This is a genomic window from Streptomyces scopuliridis RB72 (assembly GCF_000718095.1).
In the GTDB taxonomy this organism is placed as follows: Bacteria; Actinomycetota; Actinomycetes; order Streptomycetales; family Streptomycetaceae; genus Streptomyces; species Streptomyces scopuliridis.
On record NZ_JOEI01000018.1, the window covers coordinates 149,393 to 163,336 of the forward strand.

At 71.1% G+C, this 13,944-nt stretch carries 7 protein-coding genes; 3 read left to right on the top strand and 4 right to left on the bottom strand.

Translation table 11 applies throughout. The features are described 5' to 3' along the window. On the bottom strand, window positions 1-2,265 hold the full coding sequence (locus IF11_RS0123160; protein ID WP_030353617.1) for an FdhF/YdeP family oxidoreductase: 2,265 nt from the start codon (window positions 2,263-2,265) through the stop codon (window positions 1-3). Between the two features lie 204 nt (window positions 2,266-2,469). Here IF11_RS0123160 and polA point away from each other — a divergent pair, with 204 nt between their 5' ends. Both polA and IF11_RS0123170 read left to right on the top strand, forming a co-directional pair. Beyond that, window positions 2,470-5,178 (top strand): DNA polymerase I, encoded by a 2,709-nt coding sequence (polA, locus tag IF11_RS0123165; RefSeq protein WP_030353618.1) that lies wholly within the window; start codon window positions 2,470-2,472, stop codon window positions 5,176-5,178. A gap of 206 nt (window positions 5,179-5,384) precedes the next feature. Then, window positions 5,385-7,094, top strand: coding sequence for a lytic transglycosylase domain-containing protein (locus IF11_RS0123170; protein WP_030353619.1), 1,710 nt, complete (start codon window positions 5,385-5,387; stop codon window positions 7,092-7,094). Between the two features lie 60 nt (window positions 7,095-7,154). On the opposite strand, the gene hrpB is transcribed toward IF11_RS0123170, so the two are convergent. Further along, complete coding sequence (hrpB, locus tag IF11_RS0123175; protein ID WP_030353620.1) at window positions 7,155-9,710, bottom strand: ATP-dependent helicase HrpB; 2,556 nt, start codon at window positions 9,708-9,710, stop codon at window positions 7,155-7,157. A gap of 101 nt (window positions 9,711-9,811) precedes the next feature. Beyond that, window positions 9,812-10,708 (bottom strand): class I SAM-dependent methyltransferase, encoded by an 897-nt coding sequence (locus tag IF11_RS0123180; protein ID WP_030353621.1) that lies wholly within the window; start codon window positions 10,706-10,708, stop codon window positions 9,812-9,814. 340 nt (window positions 10,709-11,048) lie between these two features. Here IF11_RS0123180 and rpsA point away from each other — a divergent pair, with 340 nt between their 5' ends. Then, the gene (gene rpsA / locus IF11_RS0123185) at window positions 11,049-12,557 is read left to right on the top strand and encodes a 30S ribosomal protein S1 (RefSeq protein WP_030353622.1); all 1,509 of its coding nucleotides are present in this window, start codon (window positions 11,049-11,051) and stop codon (window positions 12,555-12,557) included. A 134-nt stretch (window positions 12,558-12,691) separates the two neighbouring features. On the opposite strand, the gene IF11_RS0123190 is transcribed toward rpsA, so the two are convergent. Further along, on the bottom strand, window positions 12,692-13,672 hold the full coding sequence (locus IF11_RS0123190) for a right-handed parallel beta-helix repeat-containing protein (protein WP_030353623.1): 981 nt from the start codon (window positions 13,670-13,672) through the stop codon (window positions 12,692-12,694). Window positions 13,673-13,944 lie beyond the last annotated feature (272 nt).

Genomic DNA, 13,944 nt, shown 5'->3' on the forward strand with positions numbered 1-13,944 from the left:
CTACTCGAAGCGCACGACGACGGACTTGCTCGTCGGGGTGTTGCTCGTGTCGGCCGTGGCGTCGAGCGGCACCAGCACGTTGGTCTCCGGGTAGTAGGCGGCCGCGCAGCCGCGCGCGGTCGGATAGTGCACCACCCGGAAGCCCGGGGCCCGGCGCTCGACACCGTCCTTCCACTCACTGACGATGTCGGTGAACGCGCCGTCGGCGAGGCCGAGTTCGCGCGCGTCGTCGGGGTTGACCATGACGATACGGCGGCCGCCCTTGATGCCGCGATAGCGGTCGTCCAGCCCGTAGATGGTGGTGTTGTACTGGTCGTGCGAGCGCATCGTCTGGAGCAGCAGCCGGCCCTCGGGCAGCTTGGGGTACTCCACGGGCGCGGCGGTGAAGTTGGCCTTGCCGGTGGCGGTGGGGAAGCGGCGCTCGTCGCGTGGCGCGTGCGGCAGTTCGAAGCCGCCGGGGCGGGCGACCCGCGCGTTGAAGTCCTCGAAGCCGGGGACGACGCGCGCGATCCGGTCGCGGATGTTCGCGTAGTCCTTCTCGAAGTCCTCCCAGGGCGTGGTCGAGGAGGGGCCGAGGACGGCGCGCGCCATGCCGGTGATGATGGCGGGCTCGGAGAGCAGATGAGGGCTCGCGGGCGGCAGGTTGCCGCGCGAGGCGTGCACCATGCCCATGGAGTCCTCGACAGTGACGATCTGCTTGACGCCGGCCTGGATGTCCTTGTCGGTGCGGCCGAGTGTGGGCAGGATCAGTGCGCGTACGCCGGTGACCACATGCGAGCGGTTGAGCTTGGTGGACACGTGCACCGTCAGCCGGGTGTTGCGCATCGCGGCCTCGGTGACCTCGGTGTCGGGCGTCGCTCCGACGAAATTGCCGCCCATGGCGAAGAAGACCTTGGCGTCGCCGTCGCGCATCGCCTCGATGGAGCGCACCACGTCATAGCCGTGGTGGCGGGGCGAGGTGATGGAGAACTCCCGGTCCAGGGCGTCGAGAAAGGCCGGATCGGGCCGCTCGAAGATGCCCATCGTGCGGTCGCCCTGCACATTGGAGTGTCCGCGCACCGGGCAGACCCCGGCGCCGGGGCGGCCGATGTTGCCGCGCAGCAGCAGGAAGTTGACGACTTCGCGGATGGTCGGCACGGAGTGCTTGTGCTGGGTCAGGCCCATCGCCCAGCAGACGATGGTGCGCTTCGAGGCGAGGGCCATCTCGGCGGCCCGCTCGATCTCGGCCCGCTGGAGGCCGGTGGCGACGAGGGTCTCGTCCCAGTCGGCGGCGAGCGCGGCGGCCCTGAACTCCTCGTACCCGTGAGTGTGTTCCTCGACGAACGCCTCGTCGACGGCGCCCGGGGTCTCCAGGACGAGCCGGTTGAGCAGCCGGAACAGCGCTTGGTCGCCGCCGATGCGGATCTGCAGGAAGAGGTCGGTGAGGGCGGCGCCCCTGACCATACCGAGCGGGGTCTGCGGGTTCTTGAACCGCTCAAGACCGGCTTCGGGCAGCGGGTTCACCGAGATGATCTTCGCACCGGCGGCCTTGGCCTTCTCCAGCGCGGAGAGCATCCGGGGGTGGTTGGTGCCCGGGTTCTGGCCGGCGACGATGATCAGATCGGCCTGGTGCATGTCGTCGAGGGAGACGCTGCCCTTGCCTATGCCGATGGTCTCCGAGAGGGCGGAGCCGGAGGACTCGTGGCACATGTTCGAGCAGTCGGGCAGGTTGTTCGTGCCGAACTCGCGCGCGAAGAGCTGGAGGAGGAACGCGGCCTCGTTGCTGGTGCGCCCCGAGGTGTAGAAGCAGGCCTCGTCGGGTGAGCCGAGGGCGTTGAGCTCCTCGGCGATGATCGCGAAGGCGCGCTCCCAGCTGATGGGTTCGTACTGGTCGGCGCCCTCGGGCAGATACATCGGGTGGGTGATCCGGCCCTGCTGGCCGAGCCAGTAGCCGCTTCGCTCGAAGAGGTCGGACACCGGGTGCTCGGCGAAGAACTCCGGCGTGACCCTGCGTACGGTCGCCTCCTCCGCGACGGCCTTGGCGCCGTTCTCGCAGAACTCGGCGGTGTGCCGGTGGTCGCCCTCGGGCCAGGCGCAGCCGGGACAGTCGAAACCGTTCTTCTGGTTGACCTTCAGGAGTGTCCGCGCGGTCCGGCGCGCGCCCATCTGCTGGTGCGAGATGAGCAGGGAATGCGCGACCGCGGGGATTCCCGCCGCGGCGTGCTTGGGGGCCTTTACCTGTGGCGAATCCTGTACCGGATCACCTGCCGGCGGCTTGCTGGCCATCACGCTCTCCTTGAGCTCAGTGAGGCTGAAACAGATTGTCTACAGTAGACAATCTTCTCACGCCTCTGTGGCCACGATACGTCCGGCCCATGTCTGACTCGTCACGCGCGCAAGGCGGATGGGGACGGGAAGAGAGGGGTACGGGGCCGCCGCCGGCCGTCCGGGCGGCCGGGATTGTCAGTGCGACGTGGCAGGATCGGGTGCGTGGCTGAGACAGCATCGAAGAAGACCGCAGACAACCGTCCTCGCCTGCTCCTCATGGACGGGCACTCCCTGGCGTACCGGGCGTTCTTCGCGCTGCCCGCGGAGAATTTCACGACCGCGACCGGTCAGCCGACGAACGCCATCTACGGCTTCGCGTCGATGCTGGCGAACACATTGCGTGACGAGTCGCCCACACATTTCGCCGTCGCTTTCGACGTGTCCCGCAAGACCTGGCGCTCCCAGGAGTTCCCGGAGTACAAGGCCAACCGCTCCAAGACGCCCGACGAGTTCAAGGGGCAGGTCGAGCTGATCGGCGAGCTGCTGGACGCGATGCGCGCGGACCGGTTCGCGATCGACGGGTTCGAGGCGGACGACGTCATCGCGACGCTCGCCCGCCAGGCCGAGGCCGCGGGCTTCGAGGTGCTGATCGTCACCGGCGACCGGGACTCGTTCCAGCTCATCTCCGAACACACGACGGTGCTGTACCCCACCAAGGGCGTCTCCGAGCTGACCCGCTTCACCCCGGAGAAGGTCCAGGAGAAGTACGGACTGACCCCGGCGCAGTACCCGGACTTCGCGGCCCTGCGCGGCGATCCGTCCGACAATCTCCCCGGCATCCCGGGCGTCGGTGAGAAGACCGCCGCGAAGTGGATCAACCAGTTCGGCTCGTTCGACGAACTGGTCGCGCGCGCCGACGAGGTGAAGGGCAAGGCCGGGCAGAACTTCCGGGACCACCTGGAGTCGGTCAAGCTCAACCGCAGGCTCACGGAGCTGTCGTGCGATGTCGAGCTGCCCAAGACCCCGCAGGAGCTGGAGCGCGCCCCGTACGACCGTACGGCCCTGATCGGTGTGCTGGAGGTCCTGGAGATCCGTAACCCCAGCCTGCGCGAGCGGCTGCTCGCGGTGGATCCCGGCGCCGCCGAGGACGAGGCCCCGGCGCCGGCCGCCGGGGTGGAGCTGGACGGCGCGGTGCTGGCCTCCGGCGAGCTGGCGCCCTGGCTCGCGGAGCACGGCGCGCAGCCGCTCGGTGTCGTCACGGCCGACACCTGGTCGCTGGGTACGGGCAGCGTCAGCGAGGTCGCGCTCGCCGCGGCCGGCGGCGCCGCGGCCTGGTTCGACCCGACGCAGCTGGACGAGGCCGACGAGCGGGCCTTCGCGGCCTGGCTCGCCGACGAGGCCCGGCCCAAGGTCATGCACAACGCGAAGGGCGCGATGCGCGTCGCCCCCGAGCACGGCTGGCGGGTCGGCGGCGTCACGATGGACACCGCTCTCGCCGCCTATCTGGTCAAGCCCGGCCGCCGCTCCTTCGCCCTGGACGCCCTCGCCATCGAATACCTGGGCCGGGAGCTGGCCCCGGCCACCGCCGACGGACAGCTCGCCTTCGGGACCGACGAGCAGGCCGAGGCCGAGGCGCTGATGGCCCAGGCCCGCGCCGTCCTCGATCTGGGCGACGCCTTCACCGAGCGGCTGGACGAGGTCGGCGCCACCGGACTGCTCCAGGACGTGGAGCTGCCCACCTCCGAGCTGCTCGCCCGGCTGGAGCGGCACGGCATCGCCGCCGACCGCGCCCATCTGGAGGCCATGGAGCAGCAGTTCGCGGGCGCCGTGCAGCAGGCCGTGAAGGAGGCGCACGCCGCCGTCGGCCATGAGTTCAACCTCGGCTCGCCCAAGCAGCTCCAGGAAGTCCTCTTCGGTGAGCTGGGCCTGCCCAAGACGAAGAAGACGAAGACCGGTTATACGACGGACGCCGACGCGCTCGCCTGGCTGGCCGCCCAGACCGAGCACGAACTGCCGGTCATCATGCTGCGCCACCGCGAGCAGGCGAAGCTGCGGGTCACGGTCGAGGGCCTGATCAAGACGATCGCGGCCGACGGCCGGATCCACACGACCTTCAACCAGACGGTGGCGGCGACCGGCCGGCTCTCCTCCACCGACCCCAATCTGCAGAACATCCCGGTCCGCACCGACGAGGGCCGGGCGATCCGGCGCGGCTTCGTCGTCGGCGAGGGCTACGAGTCGCTGATGACGGCCGACTACAGCCAGATCGAACTGCGCGTGATGGCCCATCTCTCCGAGGACGCCGGGCTGATCGAGGCGTTCACCTCCGGCGAGGACCTGCACACGACGGTCGCCTCCCAGGTGTTCGGGGTGAAGAAGTCCGCGGTCGACCCCGAGATGCGCCGCAAGATCAAGGCGATGTCGTACGGGCTGGCGTACGGGCTCTCGGCGTTCGGGCTCTCGCAGCAGCTGAACATCGAGGCGGCCGAGGCGCGCGGCCTGATGGACACGTTCTTCGAGCGCTTCGGGGGCGTGCGGGACTATCTGCACCGCGCGGTCGTGGAGGCCAGGGCCACCGGCTATACGGAGACGATGCTCGGCCGCCGCCGCTACCTGCCGGACCTCAACAGCGACAACAGGCAGCGCAGGGAGATGGCCGAGCGGATGGCGCTCAACGCCCCCATCCAGGGCACCGCGGCGGACATCGTCAAGGTCGCCATGCTCAACGTCGACCGGGCGATGACCGAGGCGGGGCTGACGTCCCGGATGCTCCTCCAGGTCCATGACGAAATCGTCCTGGAGATCGCGCCGGGCGAGCGCGAACCGGTGGAGGAGCTGCTGCGCCGCGAGATGTCGACGGCGGTCGAACTGCGCGCGCCGCTGGATGTGTCGGTGGGTGTGGGCAGGGACTGGGAGTCGGCGGCGCACTGACGGGTGGTGCCGGGCCCGCGATGCCCGAACGATGAGGCCCGAGGTGCCCCCGTTGAGGGGCTCTTCGGGCATCCAGACGACTCACAGGTAGCGAACTGGTGAAAAGCGGTCACGGACCGGTGTGCTGGGGCGAGGAGTTGACATAGGGTCGCCTGAGTCCTCGCGCGGGGAGCGCGAACAGCCGTCCACCGGGAGGGGCCAGACATATGTCCGCGCTATTCGGCAGGCGCCTGCGCAGAGGAGCGACCACCACCGCGGTGGCCGCCGCCGCGATCGCGGCCCTCTCCGCTTCCCAGGCACCGGGCGCCATCCCCTCCGGCCCGGGCGGTGCCCAGGCCGCCGCCGACGCGAACCCGCCCGCCGACTCGTCGGCGACCGGCAACTCCCCGTACTACACCGAGCTTCCGCCGCTCGTCACGCCCGACGAGCCCGGCACGTCGATCGACCTGCCGGCCCTCGGCACCGGCCCGGCGGAAGCGGGCATACCGGCCTCGGTGCTGGCCGCGTACAAGCAGGCGGAGCAGTCCCTCGCGGAGACCAAGCCCGGCTGCAACCTGCCGTGGCAGCTGCTCGCCGCCATCGGGAAGGTCGAGTCCGGCCAGGCGCGCGGCGGCCGGGTGGACGCCAATGGGACCACGCTGGCGCCGATCCTCGGCCCGGTGCTCAACGGCAACGGCTTCGCGAACATCTCCGACACCGACAACGGCGCGTACGACGGCGACTCCACGCATGACCGCGCGGTCGGCCCGATGCAGTTCATCCCGTCGACCTGGGCGACCTGGGGCCGGGACGCCAACGGCGACGGCCGCAAGGACCCCAACAACATCTACGACGCGGCGCTCGCGGCAGGGGAGTACCTCTGCCACGCGGACCGCGATCTGTCGGTCGACGCCGATCTCCGTCAGGCGATCCTCAGCTACAACCACTCGCAGGAGTATCTGAGCACCGTCCTGACCTGGTTCGAGTACTACAACAAGGGCACGCACGAGGTCCCGGACGGCACGGGCGTGCTGCCCGTCGGCACCGGCCCCGCCGACCCGGTCCCCTCGCCGACCCCGACCCCGCCCCCGTCGCCGAAGCCCAGCCCCAAGCCCCAGAAGCCGTCCGAGCCCAGCCCCGACCCGTCCCCTCCCGGGTCCGGCGGCCCGGAGGACCCGTCCAAGCCGGGCGGCGGAGGCTCGACCCCTCCCTCCACGGGCGACCCCGCCACCCCCACCCCGATGCCCGTCGTCAAGCGGATCGAGAAGACCGGCACGGGCACGCTCACGGCCGTGGCGGGCAGCCAGTTCACGGAGCGGACCTCGGTACGCGCCGTGGACGCGGCGGGCAAGCCCGTCGCCGACGTTCCGGTGCGGTTCGAGATCGTCGGCGACACCGACGCGCGCTTCACGCCCGGCAAGTCCGCGCTGACCCTCACCACCGGCGAGGACGGCACGGCGACCGCCCCGCCCGTCCAGGCGGGCGAGCAGACCGGTGAGTTCACGATCCGGGCCACCGTGGACGTCGAGAATGTCGCGGGTGTCGAGTACACCGCGTCGGTCACGGCCCGCGAGGCGGACGGACTCACCAGGACCGGCGACAAGGAGCTGACGGCCGAGACCGGCAAGGAGTTCGCGGACCAGATCTCGGTCAAGGCCACCTACCAGGGAGAGGCCGCGTCGGGCGTCGCCGCGACCGCCACCATGATCACGTCCGCGAGCGGCTCCGCCCCGCGCGCCGACGGGCCCTACTTCAAGGACGCGGACGGCAATCCGCTCCGTGAGCTCAAGGACCTGAAGACCGACGCCAACGGCGCCCTCCAGCTCCCGAAGATCTACGCGGACGACACGACAGGCACGTTCCTGCTCCGCATCGAGACCGAGGGCGGCGCCACGCTGACCATCGAGCTGAAGGTCACCGCTCCGCCGGCCGCGTAACCGTCACGTCCCGAACGCCGCCGCCCTCCGCCCGATCCGCCGGAGGGCGGCGGCGCGCGCTCAACGCCTCTGGTTCAGGCGGCGCGTGGGCACGGCCGTCGAGGGGTCCTCCGGCCAGGGATGGCGCGGGTAGCGGCCCCGCAGCTCCGCCCGTACGGCGCGATAGCCCTCGCGCCAGAACGACGCCAGATCCGCCGTCACCGCCGCCGGCCGGCCCGCCGGGGACAGCAGATGCACCAGCACCGGCACCCCCGCGACCCGCGGGGTCTCGCCCAGACCGAACAACTCCTGGAGCTTCACGGCCAGTACGGGCTGCGGCCCGCCGTACTCCACCCGTACCCGCGAACCGCTCGGCACCTCGATCCGCTCCGGCGCCAGCTCGTCCAGCCGTGCCGCCTCGCCCGTCGTCCAGGGCAGCAGTCGGCGTAGCGCCTGTCCCGCGTCCAGTCGGCCGAGATCCGACCGGCGCCGGGCCCTGGAGAGCTCCGGCTCCAGCCACGCGTCCGCGCGTGCCAGCAGCGCGGCGTCCGAGACATCGGGCCAGCCGCCGCCCAACTCCCGGTGCAGGAAGTCCAGTCGGTCGCGCAGCCCCTGGGCGTCGCGGGTCCAGCGCAGCAGCCCGAGCCCCTCGCGCCGCAGCCCGTCCAGCAGCGCCGCACGCACCCGCCGCGCGTCCGGCGCGCGCAGGGCGCGTACGGACAGCTCGACGGCGCCGAGCCGCTCCACCTCCCGGGCGACGACATCGCCGTCCTCCCAGCGCACCTCCTCGCCCGCCACCAGCAGCCGGCCGGCCGCGAGGCGCGCGGTGTCCTCGTCGATGACCGCGGCGAGCCGTACCCGCGCGGAGGCCGCCGTGGCGGGACGGTCCGCGACCGCCACCGCCAGCCAGGGCGCGCCGCGCAGCCGGGAGCCCTCGCCCAGCTCGCCGCCGGTGCCCGACACCATGAGACAGGCGCCCTCACCGCGCGCCCGCGCCACGCGCTCGGGAAAGGCGAGCGCGGCGATCAGCCCGGCGACGGCGTCGTCGGACCCGGAACCCCGGCCTCCGGCGGACGAGGCCAGTTCCGGAGCCCGCTCCAGCCGCCGTACCTCCTGGCGCCAGCGCGCCGCGTATCCGTCCTCGCCCCGGCGGGCCGTACGCCACGCCGCCGCGAGATCGTCCCCGTACGACCGCGGCGGCTCCTCGCTCAGCAGGGCCACCACCTCGGCCGCCCGCCGCGTGCCCACCTCGGGCGCGCCGTCCAGCAGGGCGCGGGCCAGCCGGGGGTGCAGCCCGAGCCTGGCCATCCGTACGCCCCGCTCCGTGACCCGCCCGCCCCCGCCCCCGCCGCCGCTCCCGTCCCCTTCCACCGCTTCCACCGCGCCGATCGCCGCCAGTACGGACCGCGCCGCCGCCAGCGCTCCGGCCGGCGGCGGGTCCAGCAGGGCGAGGCCCGCCGCGGACGGGTCGCCCCAGCACGCGGCCTGGAGCGCGAACGCCGCCAGATCCGCGACCTTGATCTCGGGGGAGGGGAAGCGGGCCAGCCGGCTGTCCTCGGCCTCCGTCCAGCAGCGGTAGACCGCGCCGGGCGCCTCACGCCCGGCCCGTCCCGCGCGCTGACGCGCGCCCGCCTGCGACACCCGTACGGTCGTCAGCGCGCTCAGCCCCCGCGCGTGGTCGGTACGCGGCTCCCGCGCCAGCCCCGCGTCCACGACGATCCGTACGCCCGGCACCGTCAGGCTCGACTCGGCCACAGCCGTGGCCAGTACGACGCGCCGGCCGCCCGACGAGCCGGCCGACCCCGCCAGGACCGCGTCCTGCACGTCCGCCGGCGCCCGCCCGTGCACCTGAAGAACCTCGGCCCCGGCGTCCCCCAGCAGCCCCGCCACCCGGCCGATCTCCCCCACGCCGGGCAGGAAACAGAGCACATCGCCGTCCCGCTCGGCCAGCGCCCGCCGCACCACCGACGCAACATGAGTGAGCAGCGCCGGATCGACCCGCATCCCGTGCGGCGGCCGTACGGGCTTGACGGGCGGCGCCCAGACCACCTCCACCGGATACGACACGCCCCGCGCCTCCACCACCGGCGCGTCCCCGAGCAGCCGCGCCCACCCGGCCGCGTCGGTCGTCGCCGACGCCGCGACGAGCCGCAGCTCCGGCCGCAGCGCGGCCCGTACGTCCAGCAGGAACGCCGCCACCGTGTCCGCGTCCAGATGCCGTTCATGGCACTCGTCGAGGATCACCACATCGACCCCGGCCAGCTCCTGGTCGCGCTGGAGCCGCTGGAGCAGCACCCCGGTGGTCACCACCTCCACCACCGTCGCGCGCCCCACCGCGCGCTCCCCGCGCACCGTGAAACCGACGCGCTCCCCGACGCGCTCCCCGAGCAGCCAGGCCATCCGGCGGGCCGCCGCACGCGCGGCGATCCGGCGCGGCTCGGCGACGATCACCCGCCGTACCGGTCGCCGTGCGGAGCCGTCCCCGAGCAGCCCGGCCAGCACCAGCGGCACCAGCGTCGTCTTGCCCGTCCCGGGCGGCGCGCACAGCACCGCGCACCCGTGCGCGTCGAGGGCCCGCTCCAGGGCGGGGACGGCGGTGTGTACGGGCAGACTGCCGAGGATGTCGTCGCGGATCACCCGCACAGTGTCGTACGGGGCCGTACGCGCGGACGACCGAACGGCCCCGCGCTCAGTCCCGTACGCGGATCAGTCCCGTACGCGGATCATCCGCACGCGGATCAGTCCCGTACGCAGACGAAGATCGCCGTGCCCGGGATCAGATTCCCCCGCAGCGGGGACCAGCCGCCCCACTCCTGGGTGTTCCAGGCCGGCCACTCCGGCTCCACCAGATCGATCAGCCGGAATCCGGCGCCCACCACGTCCCGCACCCGGTCACCGACCGTCCTGTGGTGCTCCACATAGACCGCGCGGCCCTCCTCGTCCTGCTCCACGTACGGCGTGCGGTCGAAGTACGAGGCCGCGACCGACAGTCCCTCGGGCCCCGGCTCGTCGGGGAACGCCCAGCGGACCGGGTGCGTGACGGAGAAGACCCAGCGCCCGCCCGGCCGCAGCACCCGCCGTACCTCGCGGAACACCGCCACCGGATCGGCGACGAAGGGGATCGCGCCATAGGCCGAGCAGGCCAGGTCGAAGGAGCCGTCCCGGAAGGGCAGCGCGCCGGCGTCCGCCTCCACCAGCGGGAAGCTCAGCGAACGGCCCTCGCCGATCCGCAGCGCGTGCTGGAGCTGGCGGTGGGAGAGGTCCAGCGCCACCGGGCGCGCGCCCTGCGCCGCCAGCCAGCGCGAGCACTGCGCCGCGCCCGCCCCGATCTCCAGGATGTCCAGCCCCCGCAGGGACTCCTGGGGCCCCAGCAGACCGGCCTCCACCTCGTCGAGCCCCTCCGGGCACCAGACGAAACGGTCGTCGCCGAGGAAGGTGCCGTGCTCGATCTGGTAGTCGTCCGCGTTCCGGTCCCACCAGCCGCGGTTGGCCCGGCTGCTCTCCGTGGCACCGCTGTCGCGGCGTGTCGCCTCGGGCTCCGCTTCGGTCTCGCCTCCGGGGTCGGCGGGCCCGGCGTCGAGAACGGGTTCGCAAGCGGTTTCGCGAACGGTTTCGGGTTCGTGCTCTTGGATCATCGTGTCCGTCGTCGTAGTGTGCGAGGAGTCGTCATGGGGCCGTTCTGGCCTCATGGAACGCTGGTTGTGCCGGGTATGAGAGGTTCCGCCCCCGGTGGGGGCGTTCGCGCATTGACCGTGCCCGGCTGCCCCCGTATGCTAAAGGTTGCGCTGCGGGCTTGCGCGCCTCAGACGTAGCAGCCGCGCTCGCATCTGTATGTAAGTTCCCTCGGTTGTCGAGGCGCTTTCCCTATTGTCCGGGGCCGGCGCTTCCTTGGCTGTCCGGCTTCTGCAGAGGCGATACAGGCTCTCGGCGTAGCAGTACCTACGACTCACTGTCCGCACCGGAGCCCTTTCCCACATGACGAGCAGCACCGAGACCACCGCCACCACCCCGCAGGTTGCGGTCAACGACATCGGTAACGAGGAAGCCTTCCTCGCCGCGATCGACGAGACGATCAAGTACTTCAACGACGGCGACATCGTCGACGGCGTCATCGTGAAGGTCGACCGGGACGAGGTCCTGCTCGACATCGGTTACAAGACCGAAGGCGTCATCCCCTCCCGCGAGCTTTCGATCAAGCACGACGTCGACCCCAACGAGGTCGTCGCCGTGGGCGATGAGATCGAGGCCCTGGTTCTCCAGAAGGAGGACAAGGAAGGCCGTCTCATCCTGTCCAAGAAGCGTGCGCAGTACGAGCGCGCCTGGGGCACGATCGAGAAGATCAAGGAAGAGGACGGGATCGTCACCGGCACCGTCATCGAGGTCGTCAAGGGTGGTCTCATCCTCGACATCGGCCTCCGTGGCTTCCTGCCGGCCTCCCTCGTCGAGATGCGCCGCGTCCGCGACCTCCAGCCCTACGTGGGCAAGGAGCTCGAAGCCAAGATCATCGAGCTGGACAAGAACCGCAACAACGTGGTCCTGTCCCGCCGTGCCTGGCTGGAGCAGACCCAGAGCGAGGTCCGCCAGACCTTCCTCACGACTCTGCAGAAGGGCCAGGTCCGCTCCGGCGTCGTTTCCTCGATCGTCAACTTCGGTGCGTTCGTGGACCTCGGCGGCGTCGACGGTCTCGTGCACGTCTCCGAGCTGTCCTGGAAGCACATCGACCACCCCTCCGAGGTTGTCGAGGTCGGTCAGGAAGTCACCGTCGAGGTTCTCGACGTGGACATGGACCGCGAGCGTGTCTCCCTGTCGCTCAAGGCGACGCAGGAAGACCCGTGGCAGCAGTTCGCCAGGACGCACCAGATCGGTCAGGTCGTCCCGGGCAAGGTCACCAAGCTCGTTCCGTTCGGCGCGTTCGTCCGTGTCGACGAGGGCATCGAGGGTCTGGTGCACATCTCCGAGCTGGCCGAGCGCCACGTGGAGATCCCGGAGCAGGTCGTCCAGGTCAACGACGAGATCTTCGTCAAGGTCATCGACATCGACCTGGAGCGCCGCCGCATCAGCCTCTCGCTGAAGCAGGCCAACGAGTCCTTCGGCAGCGACCCGGCCTCGGTCGAGTTCGACCCGACGCTCTACGGCATGGCCGCGTCCTACGACGACCAGGGCAACTACATCTACCCCGAGGGCTTCGACCCCGAGACCAACGACTGGCTTGAGGGCTTCGAGACCCAGCGCGAGGCGTGGGAGGGCCAGTACGCCGAGGCGCAGCAGCGCTTCGAGCAGCACCAGGCCCAGGTCATCAAGTCCCGCGAGGCCGACGAGGCCGCCGCTGCCGAGGGTGCTGCCGCGCCCGCCGGCGGGGGCAGCGCTCCGGCCGCCTCCGGTGGTGGCTCGTACTCCTCGGAGTCCGCGGACAACTCCGGCGCCCTGGCGTCGGACGAGGCGCTGGCCGCCCTTCGCGAGAAGCTGGCCGGTGGCCAGAGCTGACGCTCCGGTCCCGTTCGTAGGTAGCTGAACGTAAGGCCCGTTCCCCTTCGGGGGAGCGGGCCTTACGCGTGCGCGGATCTCTCTTGCGGATCTCTCTTGCGGATCGCTTCCGGATCGCGCGGTGGGGTGGCGGATCAGGGGGTGACGGTGATGTTCGTCAGGCCCTTGCCGCCGGTCACGGTGTTGCTGCCGTAGACGGTGGTACGGCAGCTCGAACTGTTGTTGGTGACATTGATGGCGAGCTGGTTGGCGCCCGTGGAGCCGCGCAGATCCGAGGTGTTGGAGCGGAAGACCGTGCCGCAGCCCCAGCCGCTCTGCTGGGTGTGGGTCTCGTAGCCGTTGTTGGTGGTGTTCTTGCCGGTGTTGCCCTCGACGAGAACGTTGTTGCCCTTGACGTCCACCCAGGAGTCGTCGTAGTTGGCGCCGGTGAGGCCGCTGCCGTCGAACGTGTTGCCGACGATGCGCGCGCCGGTGGTGCCTTCCTTGATGTCGATGTTCTCGCCGCCGACGTCCGGGCCGATGGTGTTGTTGAGGATCTGAGCGTTGTCGCTGCGGTCGGACAGCGTGTTGGCGCTGCCGACGTACACGCCCTCGCCCATGCCCCGGCCGTCGTTGCCGGTGTCGTAGATCCGTGAGTTCTTCAGGACGCCGTCGCTGCTGGACTGGCGGAAGTGCACGCCCTCCATGTCGAGGTTGTGCACGGTCACGGAGTCGATGACGACCCCGTTGGCCCCGTCCGCCACGATGCCCTTCTGGGCGTTGGTGACGGTGAGGCCCTTGACGGTCCAGTACGCGGCCCCGTTGAGGTGCAGGCCGTAGCCCCCGCCGCCGGTGGTGAGGATCGCGGCGGACGAGCCGGTGAGGGTGATGCGGGAGCCGGATGTACCGGGCGTCGTCGCCTTGAAGTTCCCCGTGTACGTGCCGTCGGCGAGCTGGATCGTATCGCCGGGACGCGCCGCGGTGAGGGCCGACTTCAGCTGGGCCGCGGTCGAGACCTGGATGACCGCGGCGGCACCGGTGGGGGCGGCCCCGGCGGTCGGGGCGGCGAGCAGGGGCAGCGCGCCGGTGGCGAGCAGAGGGGTCAGCAGAGCAGGAAGCAGCGTGCGGATGCGCATGGGGGGAGCCTTCCCGTTGAGGTCCGAGGTGTGGCGACTGGTGTGGCGACTCTGTTCTCTTATGTGGACGATGGTCGCGTCCGTGAACTTGACCGCTGCCCCGTGACGGTAGGGACGCGTCCTGGGCATGTCAAGGTCTGGACCAATACCCGTACGGGCGGCGCGGCAGGACGGCCGGGGAAGGGGCGGTGAGCGGAGGGCAACCGGCGGGACACACGGTCATCTGACGGGCCGTAACAAGCGATTGCCAGGATCCCGGCACACCTGAAGAC